Here is a 24,393-nt window from a genome sequence, read left to right on the forward strand (position 1 = left end):
GTGTTCCATGAAAGTCCTGATGGAATCCGGCAGGTATACATGTTTATGTAAAGAGGGCTTTCTGTGAAAAAACGTTTCAGGATATTTTGTGCGTTCTGCGGATTGATTCTGTATGCCGGAGCCTGTTTTCCGGTGGATTGGAAATATCTGGATAACGGCACCGTGCGGATTGGTGTAGACCGGTCACGCGGTGCGTGCATCGGTTATTTTGCGGAAAGCAGCACCGGAAGAAATCTGCTTAATCACTACGACGAAGGCCGCTTCATTCAGCAGTCCTACTACGGTGCGCCGGACGGTTCGGTTTTTATGAACATGCCATGGACATACAATCCCGTACAGGGCGGAAGCGGCATCGGAAAGCCTTCCCGCGTACTGGAATTTAAAGCCGGAAAAAACTCGTTATATGCCAGAGTTAAGCCGCGCAACTGGCCGGGCGGCGGGTTTTGTCCGGATACCGTCATGGAAGAGACGGTTACACTCTCCGGTTCTGTTGCGCGGATTCATTTTACAATGATTTATACCGGAGAAGATCAGGGACCACCGCGCTATCAGGAAATGCCCGCAGTCTTTGTTGACGCCACGTTTTCCAATCTCGTATATACGGCGGAAAACGGCCTTGTTCGCCGGGTTCCCGGCTGGCCGAATGAAAACGGAATCGCACCGGAAAGCTGGCTGGCGTATCTCGACGGCACGGATTGGGGCATTGGAATTTATGTGCCCAGCACGACCAACTTTACTTGTTATCGTTTCAGGGCAGAATTCAATGAATTCGGCCCCGATGTCCCGGCTTGTTCGTATGTCGGCCCGCTTCGGAATTTTGCGCTGACAAAGGGCCTGACGGTTGAGTACGACGTGTTTTTGACTATTGGTACGTTGAATGAAATTCGCCAAACAGTTGAAAGGATAAAAAATGAATCCGAGTGAGTTTAAAAATCCATCGATTGAATGGCGCGGTAAACCGTTCTGGGCATGGAACGGCAAACTGGAAAAAGACGAACTGCTGCGTCAGATCCATGTGATGAAAGAGATGGGCTTCGGCGGATTTTTCATGCACTCGCGCACCGGACTCGAAACAGAATATCTCGGTGACGAATGGTTTGAACTGATTAATGCCTGTGCCGATGAAGCAGAAAAAACCGGACTGGAAGCATGGCTGTACGATGAAGACCGCTGGCCGTCAGGCCTCGCCGGCGGCATGGTCACTCAGCATCCGGAATTCCGGCAGAAAGCGATTCTGCTGGAGATTGACCCGGCGGAATCGCGCGACAATGTTATTTATGAAACCACCGGCGATCTGGACGGCGTGATCTGTACCAATCTCGGCGCTGGAAAAAACCGGATTCGTTTTTCAATTATAGAGCAGGGGCACAGCGGCTTTTATAACGGCTTTACCTATGTCGATACGATGAACCGCGCCGCAACCGAAGCCTTTTTAAAATGCACGCATGAAAAATATGCGCAGAAATGCGGTGGACGATTGGGCAAATCCATCAAAGGTATTTTCACCGACGAACCGCATCGCGGCGCCGTGATGGACGGTTTTTCAATGTATGTGGAAAACGGGGAATACACAACGCCGTATACGCCGGAGTTGTTTACTGAGTTTAAAAAACGGTTCGGTTATGATCTGCAGGAAAAACTGCCGGAGCTGTTTTTTCACGTTAACGGCGAACGTGTTTCGCAAGTCAAATGGCATTATATTGAACTGCTTCAGCAGCTTTTTATCGAAAACTTTGCAAAACCGTGTCAGGAGTGGTGCCGGAAACATCATCTCATATTAACCGGACACGTTTTACATGAAGACAATCTTACAGCGCAAACGGCAATGTGCGGATCGATCATGCGCTATTATGAGCACATGGATTATCCCGGCGTGGATGTGCTGACTGAGGGCAATCGTAATTACTGGATCGTTAAGCAGCTGACCTCCGCCGCGCGGCAGACCGGCAAAACGCATCTGCTCTCAGAACTGTACGGCTGCACCGGCTGGCAGATGCCGTCTGCCGGGCATAAAGCCGTCGGTGACTGGCAGGCGCTGCTCGGCATTAATCTGCGCTGTCATCACCTTGCATGGTACACCATGCGCGGCGAAGCCAAACGCGATTTTCCGGCGAGCATTCTGCATCAGTCACCGTGGTATAAAGAATACAAACATGTGGAAGATTATTTTGCCCGTTTCAGCCTCATGATGGCGCAGGGCGAGCCGGTTTGCGATTTGCTAATAGTAAATCCAGTAGAAAGTTTTTGGGCGCAGATTTATCCGGGCTGGTCAAAAAACCTTGTACTGCAGGATGATCATCTGAAAACACTGGAGCAAAGCTATCAAATGCTTTTTACCTGGCTGCTGGAAAGTCAGGTCGACTTTGATTACGGTGATGAAGAGATGCTCTCGCGTCTGGCGTCAATTGACGGCGACATATTAAATGTCGGCAGTGCGAAATATAAGACCGTATTAATTTCCGGCATGGAAACCATCCGTTCAACGACTGTTGAACTGCTGAAAAAATTTGAAGCAACCGGCGGAAACGTCATTATCGCCGGCGACACACCGGGCTATGTAAATGCCCTCAAAGCAAACATTCCAGATTTTAAGAAAGTTGAATTTTTAAAGAATGCAGTTTTGTCCGCTGTGCCGGCACCGGCAGCAACGGTTGATGCCGCCGATATTTTCGGTCAATTGCGCCGCACCGAAACCGGACTGATTTTTGCGGCGCTGAATGTGGATCGTGACCACCGGCGTGAAAACGCCACCGTGCGCATTAAAACAGAACTGCCGGTATTTGAATGGAACTGTGAAACCGGCGCAATCTGCGCCGTTGAAACCGTCAACGAAAACGGCTGGCAGACCTTTGCTGTTGATTTTCCAGCCGGTGGACAAAAACTTTGGATTGCCAGTGTAGACGCGACACCTTCGTCGCGTTTCTCTGAACCGGCAGAACGCGGCGCGGGTTCCGCGTCTACGATTAACGGTCCGTTTGACTATGCTCTGTCCGAACCGAACATTTGCGTGCTGGATTCCGCGCAGTTCCGGTTGAACAATGAATATCTGCAGCCGGAAATGGACGTGCTGAAAATTGATCAGCAGGTGCGCGACCGTTACGGCGTAATGCGGCGCGGCGGTGAAATGCTGCAGCCGTGGTTTACCGCACAGCATCCGATCAAAGAGTTGTGTCCGGTTGAACTGCGTTTCACCTTTGAAATTAAAACAATACCGGAATGGATTGATCTGGTCATAGAAGAGCCGGAAAACTTCGCTGTGGAAATCAACGGTACAGCGCTTGATTTTGCCGGCGCGCAGCGGTGGATTGATATTGCGTTTCACCGCATCCGGATTCCGGCACCGTGTTTAAAAACCGGCACTAACGAAATCACTTTGAAAACACAATATACCGAAAACAGCAATCTGGAAGCCATTTATCTGCTCGGAAATTTCGGCGTAGAACTTGCCGGTGCGGTGCGCCGAATTATTCCGGCACCGGAAAAACTGAATGCCGGCGACATCTGTCTGCAAGGCTTCCCGTTTTATTCCGGCGGTGTAATTTACCGCGTTCCGCTGCCCGAAAATGCACGGCGGTTGCGTCTGCCGGCGATCGCCGGCGCCTGCGCGAAAGTCAACGGACAGATCCTCGGCTGGGACCCGTTTGAAGCGGATGTGTCGGATTACACCGGCGCGGTGGATGTTGAAATTATTTTAACCCGACGCAACACTTTCGGACCGTTACATGACGCCGTGAAAAACCGGGAACATAATGGGCCGGATCACTGGATTACAGAAGGCAACGATTTCAGCCCTGTGCCAATTCTTCTTCCTGCGGGATTATTACGTTCGCCGGAAATAATTTAAATTTCACAAACTATATGATCGTACGGTACCCGGCGAGAAATCACACACGCCTGTTGTAAAGCTGGTGTGCTCATACAACCATTTTGTGCCGGAATTCTGCTGATTCACCGGCGGCCCGGCACCGGTTTTATTCTGTAGTTTTGCAGCCGGATCATGTTCAACTTTTGTCTATTGTCTGCCGCAAAAACAAGAAAAGCACAAAAATAAAAATCCTGTTTATCCTGTCTGAAAATATGCCCGTTCATTCGCGTCCATTCGCGGTTAAAAATCTCTCCGGTTATTATTCTCAGTTGAGAAATCCGCGTTTGATTTATAAGCAGATACAGATATATAGTATTTGTTTCATTGCGGAGTTTAGTTTTATGGCAGATGCAAATCAAATTGATGTGTCTTATGTGGCGAATCTGGCGCGGATTCAACTGTCGCCGGAAGAAACGGAACTGTTTCAGGAACAGCTCGGGCAGGTCCTGCAGTATGTCGAGCAGTTGAATGAACCGGATGTTTCGAATGTAAAGCCGACGGCACACGCGATGCCGCTGGTGAATGTGCTGCGCGACGATGTTCCGCGTCCGTCGCTTGAGCGCGATACCGTAATGAACAATGCACCGGCATCGCGTAACGGTCAGATTCTTGTGCCAAAGATTAATGAACAGTTTTAGGGACGGCATGATGGAAGAGGCAGAGGCACAAAGGCACAGAGGATGGAAACTGAAAATCCTGTTATCCGGTCTAAAATTATTCGTCGTGAAAATCAGTGGTTAAAAATATGTTAAACACAAAAACAATTCTGGAACTTGCGGAACTGCAGTCACAGGGCAAATGCACTTCAGTGGATATTGTAAAGGATGTTCTCGCGGCGATTGACGCACGCGATAGAAAAATCGGTGCGTATATTTCAATCGACCGCACCGGTGCACTGCAGCAGGCGGAGGAGGCTGACGCCGCACGCGCCGGCGGAAAAACCGGCGCACTGCTGGGAATCCCGCTGGCAGTTAAAGATTTAATCAATGTAAAAGATCAGCCGTGTACCTGTGCCTCGAACATGCTTGAAGGTTATATTTCGCCGTTTGATGCGACAGTGATTGCGAAACTGCGCGTCGCCGGTGCGGTATTTCTTGGTCGTACAAATATGGACGAGTTTGCAATGGGTTCGAGCACTGAAAGTTCGGTGTTTAAAAAAACACATAATCCGTGGAATCCGGATTGCGTTCCCGGCGGTTCATCCGGCGGTTCAACGGCCGGTGTTGTCGCTGATGAAGCGATTGCGGCGCTCGGCACAGATACCGGCGGATCAATCCGGCAGCCGGCGGCGTTTTGCGGCTGTATCGGCATGAAGCCGACTTATGGCATAATTTCGCGTTATGGTGTCACGGCCTTTGCGTCGTCGCTCGATCAGGTCGGCCCGGTTGCCAAAACAGTGAAAGACGCCGCCATTCTGCTCGACGCGATGGCGGGCAAGGATGAGCTGGATTCGACCTCAATTCAAATTCCGGCGCCGGAATTTGCGCAGCGGTTAACCGACGATCATAGTCTGAAAGGAATGAAGCTTGGCCTGCCGGCAGAATATTTTATCGACGGCATGGATCCTGATGTTGAAAAAGCGGTGCGCGCTGCGGTAGAACACTGCCGGGATCTTGGTGCTGAAATTGTGGATGTCAGTCTGCCCAATTCAAAATATGCCATTGCGGTTTATTACATCGTGGCCACCGCCGAAGCCTCGGCGAATCTGGCGCGGTTTGACGGAATCCGCTACGGCATGCGCATCGATGGCGCTGATCCAATGGAGCTTTATGAGCGCACCCGTTCTGCCGGCCTTGGCCCGGAAGTGAAGCGCCGGATTATTCTGGGGACCTACGTTCTTTCAAGCGGTTATTATGATGCGTATTATCTGCGCGCGCAGAAAGTCCGCACACTCATTCGCGACGATTTCAACAAAGCATTTACACAGTGCGATGCGATTCTTGCACCGGTCACACCGACGCCGGCATATAAGCTCGGTGAAAAAACTGATGATCCGTTAAAGATGTATCTCGACGACATTCTCACCGTGCCGGTGAATCTTTCCGGCAACTGCGCGATGAGTGTGCCGTGCGGATTTTCTTCCGGCGGCCTGCCGGTCGGGCTGCAGATTATCGGCGACTCGTTTAAGGAAGCCAGCATTTTTAAAGTCGGTCATGCTTACGAACAAACCACTGACTGGCACAAACGCCGCCCGGAATAATTTTTTACAGCTAAGCAATTCAAAGCCGGCAGTCTGTGATGATGATTTGTTTTACTTGTTCCCATGTTTGTCCACACAGGTCACGGGGGTCAGAATCGGTTTCGGCGTTATCGAAATAACAAAACGATTTTTCGACGTTCCAAATGCTGTTTCCGGAATATTTTGTTTCGCAGATTATTGCGAAAAACAGACTGCATTCTGACCGCAGATATCACGGATATAAACGGATTTTAAGCAGAAGAATTAGAGGAGTTTTTGACAGGAGGAACAGGATCTACGCGGATAAAAATCAGCAATACTATTCATCTGTTTATATCCGTGATATCTGCGGTTTGTTAAAATTATAATTCCCGTGTTCCGGTGTGGTTTTTATAAGCGCGAAATGCTGTGCGCGGCAGATTAAACCGGCAGGCGAAAAACGCGCATGCCGGTCCGGATCAATATCGGCGCGGTGAACATCCCAGAAAAGCTGTTCGTAAAGCTGTTCACTGAATGCGGTTTTTGTCATATGTGCGATAATAGCCGCTGGAATTTTTCAGAACAGTAAATTTTTCACATTTGCGGCGCTGGTTTTATCGGAATCTCCAACAAAAAATCCGAATGATGAAGCAGTGTTTGCGATTCCCGGTTCGAAGCTCGCCGTTTAACGGCTCGATTTATCGCCCTTGACCGTCCGGCGCGAAACGCGGTAAATTCCCGACCACTATATATGAGTGAAATCACTCTACATTTCGATAACGCCTGTGAGGCTTCGGACCTGACTTCTCTTTCCGCGAATCTGATCGAGAATGCGGAACGCTGTTTCGGTGTGACGCTGACGGCGCGCGATACCCGGTTGAAAATTTCCGGCGACGGGGCAGAAACGGCGGCGCAGTTTTTTGAGGGACTGCGTGCCGCGCGGTCGCGCGGTATGCCGCTGAGCGCGCCGGTGATTGATTATGCACTGACGGCATTTGCAGAGGGCCGTGAAGATGTACTGGAAAAATTTGCGGCGATGCGCATTACGGTGAGTCCGCGCAAAGCGCCGGTATTTCCGCGCACGGTTGGTCAGCAGATGTATCTTGATGCGATTGCACATCATCCGGTTACCTTCGGCTTCGGTCCTGCCGGCACCGGGAAAACGTATCTTGCAATGGCAGCGGCAGTATCGGCGCTGCTGAATGATGAGGTGAGCCGGATTATTTTAACACGCCCGGCGATTGAAGCGGGGGAAGCGCTCGGCTTTCTGCCCGGCGACCTGCAGCAGAAAGTGGATCCGTATTTGCGTCCGCTGTATGACGCGTTGCATGACATGCTGCCGGCGGAAGAAATTCAACGGCTGATGGAGCGCGGGGTCATTGAAGTTGCACCGCTCGCCTACATGCGCGGCCGCACGCTGAACCACGCATTCGTGATCCTGGATGAAGCACAGAACACAACCCCGCAGCAAATGCTGATGCTGCTGACGCGACTCGGTTTTGAATCGCGCGCCGTAATCACCGGCGACCCGACGCAGATTGATCTGCCGGAAAAAAAGAAATCCGGGCTGATTGATGCACACAGCATTCTTCAAAAAATTGACGGCATCGCCTTCATTGAACTGACGGAAAAGGATGTGGTGCGCCATCCGCTCGTGCAGAAAATTATTCGCGCCTACCGGCGCCGGAAATAAATTCTCCAAAAGGGAATGTTATGAAACGTAAACTTTCTAAACAAATTGTTGATCGCGTTGCCAAAGATATCGTTGTGCGCCGTCAGCGCTGTAAAATGCCGATGTTTAATATTCTCACCGCGGCAGTTGTCTGGCTGGGGCTCACCGCGCTGTTTTACAGCGGCCGGCTGGTTCGTCCGCAGCCGCTGGTGCCCGGACAGCACGCACCGGAAACAATTATTGCCTCAGTGGATTTTCTGGCGGAAACGATCGCTGCTACTGAACTGCACCGGCGGGCAGCAGCGGACGATGTGCTGCCGGTATTCCGGATTGATCATCGCGGCATCACTCAGGCGCGGCAGGCGTTAACCAAGTTAGTTCCGCGATTTAAATCGTTCCAGTCGGTCTCGGCCCCGGAGCAGTCGACACTGTTAAAATCATCAATTAATGATCTGCTGGATCTGCTTGCCATCCCGCTTGCAATGGATGATCTGTTGAAAATTTTTCCGAACGACGATCTCGATTTTCAGGAAATCGTTTTAAATGCGGTTGAAGATAATTCGCGCAGCGGCATTGTTACTGAAAACGATCTGACAACCCGTTTCACCGGATTGGCGACCGCCGGAAAGATTACGATACGCGAACCGCAGGCAGAAGTCATTTGTAATCTGTCCGATTTCGTTACTCAGCCGAACGCCGTCAAACATGCGGCTGCGGCAATTCTGAAACAACTGTCGCGGGAAAATCAGAATGAAGAGGTCGTCCGGCGTTTCATTATGCCGTGGATGGTGCCGAATGTGGTGTTCGATTCCGCCGAAACCGCTGCGCGGCGCGCAGTGGCGCGTGATCAGGTTGAACCGGTGCTTGATACAGTAGATGCCGGAACCATTCTGGTGCGCTCCGGCGATACAGTTACAGAACAGACCCTTAAATGGCTGGCGGCACACGAACGCCGGCTCAGTCAGCTTGAAACTCCGGCGGAACGGATTCAGCGAATGATCGGCAGCGGATTTCTGCTGCTGCTCGGGATTATTCTCTCCATTGGAATGGCAGGCATTGTCCGTCCGGATTTAATCAGCTCGCGCAAACATACACTTATGCTGTTCGTTGTTGCGCTGATTCCAATTCTGATCGCGAAACTGCTGCTCTATCTCTCCACCGGACCGTTTATGGTGCCGGCGCTGCTGGTGCATTTTATGATGCCGCTGGCGCTCGCACCGCTGCTTGCCACCGTACTGCTCGGCGGCGTGCCGGGGCTGATCACCGGCTTCTGGAGCAGCTATGCGATGGCCAGTCTGATGAGCGACAATTTTTACGTTTTCATTTCCGGCATGCTCGTCACTATCACGGTGGTTTTTATTGCGCAGGACGTCAAACGCCGCGCAACGCTGTTCCGTGCCGGCTTCTGGGCGGGGATGGTTAAAGCGGCGCTTGCCGTCATTCTCGCCGCACTGATACATCCCGCGTGGAAACTGCTGCTGCCGCAGCTTGGCAGCGCGCTTGCCAGCGGAATTATTTCGGCGCTGCTGGTCATGCTGTTAATTCCGGTGTTTGAACAACTTTTTAAAATCACAACGGACATCACGCTGCTTGAGTTGTCTGATCTCAGCCACCCGCTGCTGCAAAGCCTCGCGATTCAGGCGCCGGGGACTTATCATCACTCGCTCATGATGGCGAGTGTAGCGCAGAATGCCGCCGAGGCCATCGGCGCCAATGGACTGCTCGTGCGCGTCTGCGCCTACTATCACGACATCGGCAAACTCGTAAAACCCGGCTTTTTCACTGAAAACATTCAGTATGCAGAAAACCCGCACGACGAACTTACGCCGACCATGAGTACACTCGTTATCGTTTCGCACGTCAAAGAAGGCATCACGCTGGCAAAAAAATATAAACTGCCGCAGGTCGTCATCGACGGCATTCAACAGCATCAGGGCACCGCGCTCGTTTCTGTCTTTTATCACCGGGCTAAAATACAGAGCGAGAAAGAGGGCAGCAGCAGGGTGAACGATGAAGATTTCCGTTATGAAGGCCCGCTGCCGCAAACGCGTGAAATGGGTATTCTTATGCTGGCCGACAGTTGCGAGGCCGCATCGCGTTCGCTCGACAAACCGTCGCCGGTGCGCATCGCCGGACTCGTTAACGACATTTTCAATGCGCGCCTGCGCGACGGTCAGCTCGATCATTGCCCGCTGACACTCGCCGAACTGTATAAAATTAAAGACTCGATTATTTTTTCACTCACGAACATGAACCACGGGCGCATCGCCTACCCGAAAGATGAAAATAACCGTAAGGAACCAGCAGAAGAAACACCGGCTCAACCTGCCGGCCATCAGAAAACTGACGGCTGAGCTCGCTGTTCATCTGCGCGCCGGCACGCCGGCGGTTGAATGGGAAGAGGTTACGCTGCTACTTGCCGACAATGCCGGCATTACGCAAACCAACCGTGAATTTTTCGGTAAAGACCGTCCCACTGATGTCATCAGTTTCCGGTACGATCCGATCCCCGGCGAAGCCGGCTGCACCGGCGACCTGATTGTCAACGTCGACCGCGCTGTTGAAGAGGGTCCGCAACATTCCGGTGTATCTGCTGAACTCGCACTCTACATCGCACACGGTTTCAACCATCTTTCCGGCGCCGATGATAACACGCCGGCGCGCCGCGCCGCCATGCGCCGCACCGAACTCCGCCGCCTTGCCGGAATTAAAACGGACATTAAAACGCTGTTTCCGGATGCTTGATTTCCATTTCCGGGAAACAGATGCACCGCCCTGATGCATTTCCTGTTAAGCAGATTTTGTTATTCGCGATAATTCGCGATTGAAGAAATTCCCTGATTCGTGTTCATTCACGGTAAACAATGAATACACCACAATTAACGTACAGTATTGTTGCGCTGCTCATCGCCGGTTTCTGGGCTATTCTTTTTTCGGCATTCCGCGAAACAGGTAACGCCGGAATTCTGCGGCTGGTCGAAAAAAAACCGCATGCGAAGGCCGTATTTGAACGGTGGGCGGAACGCTGGAATCTGCTGCGCATCACACTGCTGTTCTGTCTGACGCTGTTTGAAATTGCGGCGGTTTATTTTGCGGTGCGAGCACTGCGGTTTGAACACTCCTGGGAATGGGCATTGCTGATTGTTGGCCTGACGCTGCTCTATATCCTGTTCATTCGCGTTATTCCGTATGTGCTCGCCGAAAGTTATGCGGACCGCCTGTCACTTTTTTTTCTGCCGCTCGTCACATTCTGCGCGCGGATTTTAACGCCGGTGGTTTGGCCCTTTTATGCATTCGAACGCCGGTTATTAAAGCATGCGCTTTCGACGGCGAAAGAAACCGACCGGCCGTCGCCGGAAGAAGAAATTATGTCGCTCGTTGATGAGGCGGATGATCAGGAGCTCGAAGAGGACGAGCGCGATATTATTCGCGGAGTATTTGAGCTCAATGAAACGGTTGTGCGCGAGATTATGACGCCGCGCGTCAGCATCGAGGGTCTGCGTGCCGAAGCCACCGTGCAGGAATGTGTTGATAAAATTATCGGCTCACGTCATTCGCGTTTTCCAGTGTACGCTGAAACAATTGATAACGTCAGCGGCATCGTCCACGTCAAAGATCTCTTCCGCCCGCTCGCGCGCGGTGAAACTTCAGCACCGGTTTCAACGATTGCCAAAAAAATGCACGTCGTGCCGGAAACGATGCCGATTAACGACCTGCTGCACGAAATGCAGGAACGCAACTTTCAAATGGCACTCGTCGTTGACGAATACGGCGGTACCGCCGGCATCATCAGCATGGAAGATATTATCGAAGAGCTCATCGGTGAAATTCACGACGAATATGATCTCGCCGAAAAAGAGCTTCAAAAACGCTCCGACGGTTCCATTCTTGTCAAAGCCAGTTATCCTGTCGCCGATTTAAATGAGGAACTGAATCTGGAGATTCCGGAGAGCGATGAATACGATTCTATCGGCGGCTACGTGCTCAACGAACTGGGCATCATACCGCCTGCCGGGACAAAAATTACGGCGCCCGGTGTTGTCATTACCGTTCAAACCGCCACATTGCGCCGGATTGATACGCTCTTACTTGTGCCGAACGAATGACATTCGCATAGTAACCATCAAGTCGCCGTCTCTTCGGATTCTTGCCGCCGGCAGCAGTGCGGCATTCAACGAGGGAAAACGCAGAGGGGGAACAAAACTGAAACTTTGATTCCATTCTTGCGCCGGAAACCGGTATTCTCACACTATGAAGATTCTTTTTACAGGCGATATGGCCGGCAGCACCGGCCGGCAGATTTTTCAGCGTGTCACCGCCGGACTGCGCGCTGCCGGCCGTGTTGATTTTGTAATTGCAAACGCCGAAAATTCCGCCGGCGGACGCGGACCGTCCGCTGAAATCGCCGAGGCAATTTTAAATTCCGGCGCCGATGCCATCACGCTCGGCGATCACGCATGGGATGATAAAACCATTATTCCGCTGCTCGAAACCGAATCGCGCATTGTCCGTCCGGCGAATTTTCCGCCGTCCGCCGCCGGACGCGGAATGACGGTGCTCGAAACGCCGGAAGGTCCGCTCTGCCTGATCGCACTCATTGGCCGCGTCTTCATGGACCCGAACGACTGTCCGTTCCGCACCGCCGACAAGCTGATTCGGCTTGCGAATGCAAAAACTATTATTATCGATTTTCACGCTGAAGCCACCTCTGAAAAAATCGCACTGGGGCGTTACCTCGACGGACGCGTGACCGCGCTGCTTGGCACCCATACGCATGTGCAAACTGCCGATGAGACCATTTTGCCGAACGGCACCGCGTATATTACTGACGCCGGTATGACCGGTCCGCACGATTCCGTCATCGGTCGCGATGTTGAGCCTGTCGTGCAGCGCTTTCTCACCGGTATGCCGCAAAAATTCGATGTATCAAAAAAAGATCCGATACTCGAAGGTATTATCCTCGACGTTGACATGAACACGGGCAAAACGCGCACTATCGAGCGAATAAAAGAAAGAATGTAGCCGAAATTATTCATACCGGGTTTTTTTATAATTGATGCTGGAATCCGTGAACTCCGAACGAAAAATTTACAGTGTTGCCGAACTGAACCGCGCGGCGCGATTCACGCTCGAAAATGCACTCGGCGAAGTATGGGTTGAAGGTGAAGTATCGCGGCTCACGCGCCACTCCAGCGGGCACTGGTATTTCACGCTCAAAGATTCCGCCGCCGCCGTTGCATGCGCCATGTTTAAACAGCATACCGCCGGAGTCTTATTTGCAGCGGCAGACGGCATAAAAGTTCGTGTGCTGGCGCAAGCGAGTTTGTACGAAGCGCGCGGCAGCTATCAGCTGATCGTCCGCAAAATGGAAAATGCCGGCAAAGGTTCGCTGCAGGAACAGTTTGAAAAACTCAAAGCCAGACTTGCAGAAGAGGGGCTTTTTGCTGCGACTCGCAAAAAACCGCTGCCGCCGGTGCCGCAGAAAATCGGCATCGTTACCTCGCCCACCGGCGCAGCCGTTCGCGACATCATCAACGTCCTCACGCGGCGTTTTCCCAACATACAAATTCTGCTCGCACCGGTCACCGTACAGGGCGCCGGCGCCGCAAAAAGCATCGCCGGTGCGATTGAATATTTAAACACGCGCAGAGATATCGACGTTCTTATCGTCGGGCGCGGCGGCGGAAGTATCGAAGATTTATGGGCATTCAACGAAGAGATTGTAGCGCGCGCCATCGCGGTATCGGAGATTCCGGTTATCTCAGCGGTCGGACACGAAATTGATTTTACCATCAGCGATTTTGTTGCTGACGTGCGTGCACCGACACCGTCCGCCGCCGCTGAACTGGCTGTGCCGGTCAAAGCGGAGCTCGAAGCGGAACTGAAAAAAACGGCGGCGCGGATTTCCGGTGCACTGCAAAATAAAGTACTGATTTTAAAAGAACGGATTCCGGCACAGAAACAAAATATGATTCACGCGCTGCGGAATGATCTCCGGCAAACACAGCAGCGTATCGACGAAGCGGCGCTGTCACTGTCGCACCGTTTGCAAACCGCCGTCACTGAACAGCGCCAGCATCTGCCGCGTTTGCAGCAAATGATACTTCATTGCCTTGAAAACGCTGTGATCGAAAAGCGCCTGAAACTTGAACGCATTAGAGTGCAGTTGCGTGCACTCAGTCCGCTGGCAGTTCTGGAGCGCGGTTACAGTTTAACGCAAACCGTCGACGGTACTGTGGTGCGCGATGCAGGAGCAGTTAAAACCGGCAGCGTGCTGAAAACCCGTGTTGCCAAAGGAATCATTATTTCAGAAGTCAAAGAGAAAGAGGTGTAATCATGGCTGATAAAACGATTGATTTTGAAAAATCGCTGCGGCGGCTCGAAACGATTATTGACGAAATGGAAAGCGGTGATCTTTCACTCGAACAGATGATTAAACATTTCGAAGAGGGATCAACGCTGGTCACTCTCTGTTCGGCAAAACTGAATGAAGTTGAAAAGAGAATCGAAAAGCTTGTTAAAAAAGATAACGAGTTGTCCACCGAGCCGTTCACACCGGAAGAATAAACCCGTCCATTGAGCTGTATTGGTTACGAAGGTTGTATGTAATACAGCGATACAGCGAATGCTGTTTTTGTCACTATACTCCAAATGTTCAAATAAAATCCGGTACCCGCGCAGTACAGAATTTAATCAGATCGGGAATAGATTCTGTCGGCATGCCGCGCCAGAAAATCATCCAGTCGCCGGCATTGCACCGGCCGTCTGCCTTCCGGTCGTACCATTGATTGACCGGATTATTCCGGCGTGACCGCCAGAATAAAGAGGGATGGTGTTTGCATATTTCGTCCCATAATTCATGTGCTAAACCTTCGCCGCGCGCTTCGGGACCGACAGCGAATTTTGAAAGATAAAGTCCTTGCGGATGCTGTTCAAGCAGGGCGGCACCGCGATAATGTTCTTCAAAATAAATTTTTGTTACGGCCTCAAGCACACCGGGTTTCGGTTTGCATCCGAAACTTTCTTCCAGCAGCGCCATAATTTTTCCGGTATCATACGGCGCACCGGTGCAAATGATACTGCCGCGCCGGAAAACAGTGCCGGCGCCTTTCACTGTAAAAATTTCCTGCAGCAGCTTCATCGGCGATGTCACCGAAATATGCGTGCCCGGTTTTGCATTAAGCAGTTCTATGGCATCAGCGGCAAATGCGGCATCATTCGCCGGCAGATCTGCCGGTGGATTCTGCAGATAATAATATTCCATGCTCAGACCGCCGGCAGCACGAATAAAATGCACGCGTTTGCCGAGCGCCGGGATTTTCTGCCGTAAACTTTCCGTCGCAGAAACACCGCTCTCAACATATACCGGAATCCGGGTTGTATCATTGCCGGTCGACGGAAATGCAACGCGCTCGAACAGGGGATCGTGTTTCAGCCGGTCCCATTTTTCTTCGGCATCGGTGCCGCACAAAATGAGCGCCGGACGCAGCCCGAGTGTTTGCAGAAAATTCAGATCAAATACCACCGCGTCAGCGGCCTGTTCCAGACTTTCCGTGTCCGGCACAAGCAGTGCAAAAAAACCGCCGCCGGCAGACTGGAATTTTCTGAGATAAAACTCATATTCCTCGCGCCGGCCGATGCCGTCCAGAAAAAGCCGTATGGTGCGGTTTAAAAGCATGCGCGAAATGTACAGAGTCTGCCAAACGCCTGAAAGTTAAATTTATCAATTCTGTTCGCGCGGCGCGGGAGTGCGCCCGAACTTTTCTTCCATCTCTGCCCAGAAAAGACCGAGACGGATGGTGATCAACGTCATCGTTGTCGCAACGAGGATAGCAATCACGCCGATCAAATATCCCGGCAATCCGAAATTAAGCAGGATGAACAGAGTGCAAACCAGCGCCGCCAGATTGATCGCCTGTCCGGCAAGAATGGCATTCGGACGCCGCCGCCAGGCGGCCAGTCCTTCTGCATGGCCGCGCAGCGACTGAATCACCGGCAGAATGGAGATCAACAGCATGGCCTGTGATGCCAGCGGAATATCCGCCGCCGGCAGATTTTGAATTTTTCCAAAATACCACTGCGCCGCACATGGGATTTGTCCGACCAGCGGGAAGAGCGCCAGCACAACGCCGGATGCCAGTGCAAACTTGAAAACGGATGAATCCTGTTTTATTTTTGGCGGAAATGCCAGCGTCACGGCCTGCATGCGCAGGGCTGCGAGTCCAACCGGATTTACAATCCCCATCGCAACATAATGAATCGGCAGCATTTGCGCCGGTGCGGCTGCACGCGCAATGAACGCGCCAACCATAATCCCGGCGGATGACAGCAATATGCCGCCGAATGAAAGCGGCATGGTGAACATAAACTGGGTGCGTAATCCGGCGTGCGGTTCGCCGGAGGCTGCAAGCTGTTTTACATACGGGCGCGCGAACCAGAGCGTCAGCAGCAGTTCAAGCAGCACCGGACCGGTCATCGCGACAATGCCCATGAACGGTCCTGTCCAGCCGGCGTGCACAAACAGCGGTGAAAGACAGGCAGTTAAACCGATCCGGCAGAGTGTCGCATTATTGGCCGGTGCGCTGGCGCGCGCATTGTAGAGCGGCACTAATCCGGCATTGCGGAAAAAGAAACAGATCTGAGCCGGCGTGCTCCAGAACATCACGTTGCGGGCGGTTTCCGTCATCAGATGGTCAAGCCCGAGAATGCCGTGAAAGATAAATTTTCCCGCCGCCGGAATTCCGCTCAGCAGCAGCTGCAGAATAACCAGAGTAAGACACATATACAGATTCAACTGTTTAAACACGCGGAATCCAGAGGCATCGTGACCGAAAACCATACCGGTGGTCAGCAGTCCGCTGCCGATTGCACCGAGCAGAAACATCATTTGCTGACCCTGCGCAAACGCCGCCAGATCAATCGCACCGTTTGCGCCGTGCGAAACAATGGATGCGACCAGCGGATAGGTCAGGCTTTGTGACGCCGCCTGAATGACCAGCGGAATATAAAATTTCGCCGCGCGCCCCGGCGTATAACCCGGTAACGGACCGGACACTGGATGTATGTGTTTCATTTTCAGAAATAGTGTTTGAGCGTAGCAGATGAAATTCCGGCATAAAGCTGAATTTAGACCATAACTTTTTTCGAACCAAAACGATAGATTGTAAAAGAGGGCAGATTGTAGAAATGGATTTTTAAAAAAAATACAGCTTGCAATGAAATGCGCAATTCGCATACTAACGCACTTTCTATCGCGGGTGTAGCTCAGTTGGTAGAGCATCACGTTGCCAACGTGATTGTCGACGGTTCGAATCCGTTCACCCGCTCCACTTCTCATATTCCTGGAAAATATTGATTTTCTTAAGGAGTTTGTCATGTCTGCTGTAAAGATTTGCTCCAAACCGTAAAAACGCAGTTGACGAAATGTTAAATTTTGTTAGTTTATAAAAATAAACAACAAAAATTAACATAGTGAAAGATAAGCCAAATACTGCAGCTGCGCGGATGAATGCAATTAAAGATGCATTATCGAAAGAGCAGGGTGTTTCGATTTCACGGTTGGCGCAGGCCTATGGCGTCAGCGAAATGACAATCCGGCGCGATCTGCGCAAGCTGGAAGAATCCGGCACAGTGCAGCGCACGCACGGCGGGGCTCTGCCGACGGAACGGATGCTGTTTGAATTTGATTTTTCTGTCCGCCGGTCCGACAACCGCGCCGAAAAACAGGCGATTGCAATGGAAGCGCTGAAACTGATTTCACCCGGCGACCGGTTGATTCTGGACAACGGAACGACAACGCTTGAGCTGGCAATGCTGCTGCGCGATTACCGTGATTTGACGGTGGTTACTCCGAGTCTTGCCGTTGCGGCGGCGTTGCAATTCTCAGAAGGCATCGAAGTTGTCCTGCTCGGCGGAGTGTTACGGCGCGGCAAACCGGAACTGACCGGCATCGTCACCGAAAAAATTCTCAGCATGTTCGCGGTAGATATTGCATTTCAGGGCGCGGATGGCATCGGGCTTGACGGGACACTTTACACCGGCGATCCGCGCGTCGCGGAAGTTGACCGCCGGATTCGCGCGCAGGCGGAACGCACATATGTTTTGGCGAACAGCAGTAAGATTGGAAAGACGGCGTTAATCGCACATGGGTCGCTGCAGGATACGAAAGCGCTGATTACCGATGCCGGAATTTCTTCCGCTCACCGGAAAGCGCTGAAAAATTCCGGTACGCAGTTCATTTTGGCGGAGATGCCGTAATATTATAAGGAAACGAAAATGAAAAAAGAGTCATTAGATGCCGGGTTAAATTCACTGAAAATTGAAACGGATGCGGTTCATGCAATGATTGATTATCTGGATCAGGCTGCATTCGGAAAGGCGGTGGATGCGCTGGCGAGCTGTCCGCGTATTATGACCTGCGCCAGCGGATCGTCGGGTATCGCGGCTAAAAAATTTGCACACTCGCTGTGCTGCATCGAACGCGGGGCAATGTTTATGCCGCCGGCGGAAGCGGTGCACGGCGGACTCGGCGGACTGAAACCTGAAGATGTTCTGGTGATGGTGTCGCGCGGCGGAAAAACTGTTGAACTGCTGCCGATCATTGATGTGTGCAATAAAAAAGGCGCCACGCTGATTGCCGTTACAGAAAATCTGGATTCACCGCTTGCTCGCGCTGCGGACATTGTGCTGCAATTGCAGATCGAACGGGAGAGCGATTCGTTAAGCGTGATGGCGACAGCAAGCTTTATTGCGACTGTGGCGCTGTTTGATGCGCTGTTAAGTGCGTTGATTGTCGAAACCGGATATACACGCGAGCAGTTCGGCTTAATTCATCCCGGCGGCGCAGTCGGTGAAATGCTTAACAAATAAATTTTAAAGGAGAAATATGTACCGGAATTATAAGATCAGAGCACCGTTTTTTGAAATCGGGCCGAAAGCGTATTTATACGGTGAAGGAATGCTGGCGCTGGCTTTGGACATTGACCGCGTCGCGGAAAAGTATGACGTCGATATTATCGTCACGCCGCAATACACCGACATCAAACTGCTTGCCGATAACACACGCCGGATTCATGTGTATGCCCCGCACATGGATTCTCTGCCGGTTGGACGCGGGCTCGGCTCCGTTCTTCCGGAAGCGGTGAAAGCTGCCGGTGCAGTCGGTGTAATGCTGAACCATGCGGAGAAAAAACTGACGCTGGAGGAGATTGAAAAAACAATCCGGCGCGCCGATGAAGTCGGTCTGGCAACGATTGTTTGCGCCGACACAGTGGAAGAAATTAAAGCGATTGCGGCGATGGGGCCGAACCTGATGGTGGCTGAGCCGACGTCGTTGATCGGTACCGGTACGCCGAGTGGTCCGGAATATGTGCGCGCAACGATTGATGCAGTGCAAGCCGTCAATCCGGACATCATGGTTCTGCAAGGTGCCGGAATTTCCACCGGACAGGATGTATATAATGTAATTGCCGCCGGTGCGATGGCGACAGGCTGTACCAGCGGAATTATTAAAGCGGCGAATCCGCCGGCGATGGTGGAAGAGATGATCTGCGCGCTGCGGACAGCGTGGGATGAGCGTAATCAGAAAAATAAATAGAAAGGAATAGTTATGGCTGTCTTCAGAAAGACGATTGAATTGCAGTCCAAAGACCACATGCCCTGTTTTCATAATGTAACAGACGGCGTGAAAGCCATTGTGGCTGAATCCGGAATTAAAAACGGCATTTGCGTGGTGTATTCACATCATACAACCTGTTCTGTGATCACACAGGAATGCTCACATGACCTCAACTATTTCGGCCGCGAGTTTCTGCAGGTTGATTTGATGGAGATCATGGAAAAAATGATTCCGACCTGCCGCACCGAGGGGCAGTATCATCACCCCGGTCCGGAACACATCAAATTTGCATTGAGTTTTCCGGACGAAGAACCGAAAGGCAGTTTGAATACGGATGCACATTTGCGCTCCTGTTTTTTCGGCCGTTCGGAAACCATCGTATTGCACGACGGTGAAGTGTCGCTCGGCGATTTCGGGTTCATCTATTTCATCGACTGGGATCAGGTTCGTGAACGCAAACGCGTTTGCGAAGTCCAGATTATCGGCGAATAAGTTTTGCAGCGGCGCCGGAATTCTCTTCCGGCGCCGGTCATAAAATCAGGAAATGCGGCGATGAACAGACAGCAGATCATTCAGCACATTAGCACCGCAAAATTAATTGATGTGCATACGCATACCGGCATGGATGCGGTGAATTTTTACCGCGGTGATTTTCCGTATGCGCAATCGGCGGAAGATCTGCTGGTGCGTCTCGACCGGTGGGGCGTGGATGTTGCGGTAACGTTTCCGTTCCTTTACAGCCGGTGGTTCGATTTCGCAGATTTTCTGCAAGGACGCATGACGCGCGCCGCCGCGGCGTTTGATGCTCCGTACGCGCCGGAAAATGAACTGCTCTGCCGTGAAATCTATGAAGCTTATCCGCAGTGCGCCGGACGGCTGCTGCCGTTTATGTTTTTTGATCCGGCGCGCGCCCAGAAGGAGCAGGTTGCTGTCTTACGCCGGCTGTCGGAAAAATATCCGGTATTTGGACTGAAAACCGCCTCCAGCTACCTGCATGCGCAGATCACTGAACTGCTCAGTGCCGGCAGCGTATTGCTGGATTTTGCGGTTGAACAGAACTGGCCGGTGATGATTCATACGGCAGTGCATCCGGACGATCCATGGGCGAATGTGCATAAAATTCTGGATGTAGTCAAAGCGCGTCCGGATGTTCGTTTCTGCCTCGCGCATACCTGCCGGTTTGATCGCCGGGCGCTGGATGAAGCGGCGGAACTGCCCAACTGCTTTGTCGATTTTTCGGCATTCAATATCCATTGTCAACTGGCGATTGACAATCATCCGGCGGTAGCAGTGCCGGAAAAACGATTTTCAGCGGACTACAGCAACCATGCGGTCGCCATGAAAACCATCGCCGAGGCCTATCCGGAGACAATGATCTGGGGTACCGATTCACCCTATTATTGTTTTATGAGCCGCTTTATTAATGAAAGCGGCGAAGAAATTATCGTGCAGTTGAGCTGCGCGACAGATACCGAAATTAACGAATTTAACAAACTGCCGGAAACCATGCGGCGGCAGATCGGAATATATAATTCACAGCGTTGGCTGTTAGGAGAGAATAGAAAGGATAAATCATGAAGACATTTGAAACTGCAGAGTTCAAATATGACCCGTCAATGCACGTCCCGTTCCGCGATAAAGCGCTGCTTGAAAAAATGCGCGAGATCGGCCGTGAAGATTTTGTAAAACGCTCCGACGGCACACTTACCGTGCACGTTGTAAAAAGTTTTGATCTCTGGTTCACCTTCATGATGGATATGTTTTTCCGCATCAAAGAAGCATCCGAAGCGGGCAGAAAACTGGTGATGATTATTCCGCAGCCGTGGCCGCTCTATGAAAAAGTCGCCGGTATGATTAACCGCTGCCGCATCGACTGCCGGAACCTGTACACCTTTAATATGGATGAATATGCCGATCAGGACGGCAATATCGCGCCGGAAAGCTGGCAATGGGGCTTTACGCACTCGCTGAAAAAACATTTCTATTCCAAAATCGATCCCGCCCTGCGTCCGCCGGAAAACCAGATGATCGGCATCACAAAAGAAACCTTTGCCGATTACGGAAAACGCTTAACCGATCTCGGCGGCGCCGACGTCTGTTATATGGGCCCCGGCTGGACAGGACACGTTGCGTTTGTCGATCCTGATGCGCCGGAAGTCCCGCAGGATAAAGAAGAGTTTTTAAAAATGGGTCCGTCCATCGTAACGCTCAGTCCGTTTACACTGGCGCAGAATTCGCTGCACGGTTCGTTCGGCGCCGCCGGCGATATTGCCGCAATTCCGCCGAAAGCCGCCACGATCGGGCCGGCACAAGTGCTGGAAGCGAAACACCGTTTTGGAATGTATTCTATCGGCGTTCACGGAACAACAACATCGTGGCAGAAACTAACGGCGCGCCTTTGCCTGTTTGGTCCGGTTTCGCCGCAGGTTCCGGATTCGATCATTCAGTTAAAACCGTCGGATGCTTACGTTTCAGAAGAAATTGCAGCGCCGATCACAGTCGACTGGGATAAAGGATATTAAGATGAACCATATATTCAAAGCCGGTGCCGCGCAGACGGATATTTCGCCGGTCAATTCGCAGTTTCTGTTCGGCTATCCGTTTGTGAAACGCTACAGCACCGGCGTGAACGATCCGCTGTTCAGCTCGGCGCTCTATCTGTCGAACGGCCGGGCGGAGCAGCTTTACATCGCGAACGACGTCATCTTTGTTTCGAAGAACAGCGTCCGCGTGACACGCCGGCGGATTGCTGAAAAAACAGGTGTCGCGCCGGAAAATATTCTCATCAGCGCGACGCATACGCACTCCGCGCCGATTACAGTCACGTATGCCAGCAATGTCGATGATGACACGGTTCCCGGCGTCGATTCGGAATATCTTTGCCGGCTCGAAGACGGAATCGTTGCCGCCGGTGTGAATGCGTTTCAGTCCGCGACCGATGCCGAAGCGGCGTTTGTAACCGCCGATGCAACCGGCATCGGCACTAACCGCCGCGATCCGTCCGGACCGGCGCTGCACAATGTTCCGGTGGTTGCGGTGCGCCGGCGTGATGATTCAGCGCTTCTCGGAATCATGCTGGTCTGCAATATGCATCCAACCGTGCTTCACGAAGATTCATTGCTGGCATCGGCGGATTTCCCCGGCTTTGCGCGCCGGCATCTGCAAACCGTTTTCGGTGAGTGTCCGGTGATTCATCACACCGGCCCGAGCGGCAACCAGAGTCCGCGCCACGTCACAAAATCCAACACATTTGCAGAAGCGGAACGGATTGGCGGTATTCTTGGCGCCGCGGTCGAACGCGCGCTGTCCGGCGCATCGTATTCTGCCGGTGTTTTGCTGGCATCATGCGGCAGCAGTATCACTCCTGTTCCGCGCTCGTTTCCGTCTGTGGACGACGCACAGCGCCGCCTTGAACAGGCGCAGGCGCGTTATGAAGAGTTAAAACAAACCGGCACGCCGCAGGCGGCGCGCGGCGCCGAAGTGGATCTGTTCGGCGCGCATGAAACACTCACGCTGGCAAAACTCGAAGCAAGCGGTGAACTTGAGACATATCGTGCCTCCTGTGCGCCCGCTGAAGTTCAAGTGATGCGAACCGGGCCGTTCTGGTTTGCCGGCTGGTCGGGGGAAGTGTTTGTTGAGTATGGAATTAAGCTGGGTGCGGCACAGAAAAACGCATATCTCATCAGCATGGCCAACGGCGAGATGCAGGGATATCTTGTAACGGACGAAGCGGCGGAAGAGGGCGGTTACGAAGCCTCTAATGCACTCTTTGCCCCGGAAACCGCCCGGCGCATGTTGACCGAAACACTCCGGCTGATTCAGGAAAGCAGAACATGATTCTTTGCATCGATCTCGGCTCGACCAGTTTTAAAGCGGCGCTGTTCGACAGCGCGTTGAACCGGCGCGCCGGTGGATCAGCCTATTTGAATTATCTTTGCACCGGCGCGCGCACGGAACTTGATCCGGTTGAAATTATTTCGGCGGCGTATTCGGCAGTGAAGGAAACACTTCGCGCCGGCAAAAATTTCCCGACAGAAATTTCTGCTGTGGCAATTACCAGTCAGGCGCAAACATTTGCATTGCGGCAGAATAACAGGTTTTTAACGCCGTTCATCAGCTGGCAGGATCAGCGCGGTGCCGCAATTTCCGCCGCCGTTAAAACGGATCCGCATTTTGCCGATTATAAATTTCATTCCAGTTTCTATGAGCCGTGCGGCGCGCAGATGGTATGCCTTTTAAAAGCCGTGTTGAATGAACATCCGGCGTTTGGCAGCGCAAACGTACTGCCGTTGCCGTCGTTCATCATCGAACAGCTGACCGGCACGCCGGTGCTTGATGAAAACCTTGCCGGAATGAGTGGCTTGTGGTCGTTGAAAGAAAAAACATGGAACGCCGGCGTTCTCGACTATCTTAACATCACAGCAGATCAAGTGCCGTCGATCGGGCCGCTGCCGGCGCCGGCGGGGAAGACGGAATCAGATAACGTTCTTGGACTGCCCGCTGGAATTCCGGTGTTCTGCGCCGGCAATGATCAAACCGCCGGTGCGTATGCCGCCGGGCTTGAACGCAACGGCGGAACGTTAATTACACTGGGTTCGGCGCAGGTGGTTTATCAATGGACGGCAGAGCTTTCGGCGCCGGCGGCGAAAATGATTCGCGGCATCTATCCGCACGGCGGATATTACCGGATGATCGCCGATCCGTTTGGCGGGAATCTTATTTTGCAAGCTGTTCAGCGCCTTCAACTTTCCGGCTTTGCCGGATTTTTTGAACTGGCGGAAAAAGGCTTTTCCGGCGGCGGGTTTCTGCCGGAATTTGATTCCGATGGAAAAACAATATTTGAATATGCCGGTAAACTTCCGGCAGAACAGTTCTGCGCCGGAATTATTGAATTTCTAACGAACCGCATGACCGGATATGTTGAGCGGATGAAACCCGCCGGCACACTTTATATTGCCGGCGGCGGCGCAAAAAATCAGATCTGGAAAAACCGCCTTGAACAAAACCTCAATCGTTATTTAACCGTTCAAACCGCTGATCCCGGTGCCGGTGCGGCGCGGATGATTGCGGTAAAATGATGC

Annotated in this window: 22 protein-coding genes and 1 tRNA gene; 20 read left to right on the forward strand and 3 right to left on the reverse strand. The window is 52.2% G+C overall.

The window, feature by feature from the left end; all coding sequences use genetic code 11:
* The first annotated feature begins 132 nt into the window (after positions 1–132).
* The 4 genes from WC959_05815 (at position 133) to gatA (ending at position 6,065) form a co-directional block, all read left to right on the forward strand.
* A complete protein-coding gene (locus WC959_05815) occupies positions 133–924 on the forward strand; it encodes a hypothetical protein (protein ID MFA5688645.1) in 792 nt (263 codons plus the stop codon).
* Complete coding sequence (locus WC959_05820) at positions 911–3,844, forward strand: glycosyl hydrolase (GenBank protein MFA5688646.1); 2,934 nt, start codon at positions 911–913, stop codon at positions 3,842–3,844. Before WC959_05815 ends, WC959_05820 begins: the two co-directional genes overlap by 14 nt.
* A 362-nt stretch (positions 3,845–4,206) precedes the next feature.
* Complete coding sequence (gene gatC / locus WC959_05825) at positions 4,207–4,503, forward strand: Asp-tRNA(Asn)/Glu-tRNA(Gln) amidotransferase subunit GatC (protein MFA5688647.1); 297 nt, start codon at positions 4,207–4,209, stop codon at positions 4,501–4,503.
* A gap of 107 nt (positions 4,504–4,610) precedes the next feature.
* Complete coding sequence (gene gatA, locus WC959_05830; GenBank protein MFA5688648.1) at positions 4,611–6,065, forward strand: Asp-tRNA(Asn)/Glu-tRNA(Gln) amidotransferase subunit GatA; 1,455 nt, start codon at positions 4,611–4,613, stop codon at positions 6,063–6,065.
* Positions 6,066–6,375: 310 nt separating this feature from the next.
* Here the strand turns inward: gatA and WC959_05835 are convergent, their stop codons facing one another.
* Entirely contained in the window at positions 6,376–6,573 is a 198-nt protein-coding gene (locus WC959_05835) for a hypothetical protein (GenBank protein ID MFA5688649.1), read from the reverse strand.
* Positions 6,574–6,774: 201 nt separating this feature from the next.
* Between WC959_05835 and WC959_05840 the strand changes: the two genes are divergently transcribed.
* From WC959_05840 to WC959_05870, 7 genes are all read left to right on the forward strand, one after another.
* A complete protein-coding gene (locus tag WC959_05840; GenBank protein ID MFA5688650.1) occupies positions 6,775–7,716 on the forward strand; it encodes a PhoH family protein in 942 nt (313 codons plus the stop codon).
* A gap of 20 nt (positions 7,717–7,736) precedes the next feature.
* A complete protein-coding gene (locus tag WC959_05845) occupies positions 7,737–10,049 on the forward strand; it encodes an HDIG domain-containing metalloprotein (GenBank protein MFA5688651.1) in 2,313 nt (770 codons plus the stop codon).
* Positions 9,976–10,440: an rRNA maturation RNase YbeY gene (ybeY, locus tag WC959_05850; protein MFA5688652.1), complete on the forward strand. Its 465-nt coding sequence runs from the start codon at positions 9,976–9,978 to the stop codon at positions 10,438–10,440. Before WC959_05845 ends, ybeY begins: the two co-directional genes overlap by 74 nt.
* Before the next feature lie 119 nt (positions 10,441–10,559).
* A complete protein-coding gene (locus WC959_05855; GenBank protein ID MFA5688653.1) occupies positions 10,560–11,801 on the forward strand; it encodes a hemolysin family protein in 1,242 nt (413 codons plus the stop codon).
* 145 nt (positions 11,802–11,946) lie between these two features.
* The gene (locus WC959_05860) at positions 11,947–12,717 is read left to right on the forward strand and encodes a TIGR00282 family metallophosphoesterase (GenBank protein MFA5688654.1); all 771 of its coding nucleotides are present in this window, start codon (positions 11,947–11,949) and stop codon (positions 12,715–12,717) included.
* A gap of 46 nt (positions 12,718–12,763) precedes the next feature.
* Entirely contained in the window at positions 12,764–14,029 is a 1,266-nt protein-coding gene (gene xseA / locus WC959_05865; protein ID MFA5688655.1) for an exodeoxyribonuclease VII large subunit, read from the forward strand.
* A 2-nt stretch (positions 14,030–14,031) separates the two neighbouring features.
* Complete coding sequence (locus WC959_05870) at positions 14,032–14,262, forward strand: exodeoxyribonuclease VII small subunit (GenBank protein MFA5688656.1); 231 nt, start codon at positions 14,032–14,034, stop codon at positions 14,260–14,262.
* An 88-nt stretch (positions 14,263–14,350) separates the two neighbouring features.
* Here the strand turns inward: WC959_05870 and WC959_05875 are convergent, their stop codons facing one another.
* Together WC959_05875 and WC959_05880 are read right to left on the reverse strand one after the other, a co-directional pair.
* Positions 14,351–15,373 (reverse strand): hypothetical protein, encoded by a 1,023-nt coding sequence (locus WC959_05875; protein ID MFA5688657.1) that lies wholly within the window; start codon positions 15,371–15,373, stop codon positions 14,351–14,353.
* Positions 15,374–15,418: 45 nt separating this feature from the next.
* Positions 15,419–16,750 carry a hypothetical protein gene (locus tag WC959_05880; protein ID MFA5688658.1) on the reverse strand — a complete coding sequence of 444 codons (1,332 nt, stop codon included), beginning with the start codon at positions 16,748–16,750 and terminating at the stop codon, positions 15,419–15,421.
* Positions 16,751–16,948: 198 nt separating this feature from the next.
* Here WC959_05880 and WC959_05885 point away from each other — a divergent pair.
* From WC959_05885 to WC959_05925, 9 genes are all read left to right on the forward strand, one after another.
* Positions 16,949–17,024, forward strand: a tRNA-Gly gene (locus WC959_05885).
* Positions 17,025–17,199: 175 nt separating this feature from the next.
* On the forward strand, positions 17,200–17,952 hold the full coding sequence (locus WC959_05890) for a DeoR/GlpR family DNA-binding transcription regulator (GenBank protein ID MFA5688659.1): 753 nt from the start codon (positions 17,200–17,202) through the stop codon (positions 17,950–17,952).
* 18 nt (positions 17,953–17,970) lie between these two features.
* Entirely contained in the window at positions 17,971–18,564 is a 594-nt protein-coding gene (locus WC959_05895) for an SIS domain-containing protein (GenBank protein MFA5688660.1), read from the forward strand.
* Between the two features lie 16 nt (positions 18,565–18,580).
* The gene (locus WC959_05900) at positions 18,581–19,291 is read left to right on the forward strand and encodes a triose-phosphate isomerase (GenBank protein ID MFA5688661.1); all 711 of its coding nucleotides are present in this window, start codon (positions 18,581–18,583) and stop codon (positions 19,289–19,291) included.
* Positions 19,292–19,303: 12 nt separating this feature from the next.
* Positions 19,304–19,804 carry a secondary thiamine-phosphate synthase enzyme YjbQ gene (locus WC959_05905; GenBank protein MFA5688662.1) on the forward strand — a complete coding sequence of 167 codons (501 nt, stop codon included), beginning with the start codon at positions 19,304–19,306 and terminating at the stop codon, positions 19,802–19,804.
* Positions 19,805–19,864: 60 nt separating this feature from the next.
* Entirely contained in the window at positions 19,865–20,890 is a 1,026-nt protein-coding gene (locus WC959_05910; protein ID MFA5688663.1) for an amidohydrolase family protein, read from the forward strand.
* Positions 20,887–21,834 (forward strand): hypothetical protein, encoded by a 948-nt coding sequence (locus WC959_05915; protein MFA5688664.1) that lies wholly within the window; start codon positions 20,887–20,889, stop codon positions 21,832–21,834. Before WC959_05910 ends, WC959_05915 begins: the two co-directional genes overlap by 4 nt.
* Position 21,835: 1 nt before the next feature.
* Complete coding sequence (locus WC959_05920; GenBank protein ID MFA5688665.1) at positions 21,836–23,149, forward strand: neutral/alkaline non-lysosomal ceramidase N-terminal domain-containing protein; 1,314 nt, start codon at positions 21,836–21,838, stop codon at positions 23,147–23,149.
* Entirely contained in the window at positions 23,146–24,390 is a 1,245-nt protein-coding gene (locus WC959_05925; GenBank protein MFA5688666.1) for an FGGY family carbohydrate kinase, read from the forward strand. Before WC959_05920 ends, WC959_05925 begins: the two co-directional genes overlap by 4 nt.
* Positions 24,391–24,393: the final 3 nt, after the last annotated feature.

It is taken from the genome of Kiritimatiellales bacterium (assembly GCA_041656295.1).
GTDB lineage: Bacteria > Verrucomicrobiota > Kiritimatiellia > Kiritimatiellales > Tichowtungiaceae > Tichowtungia.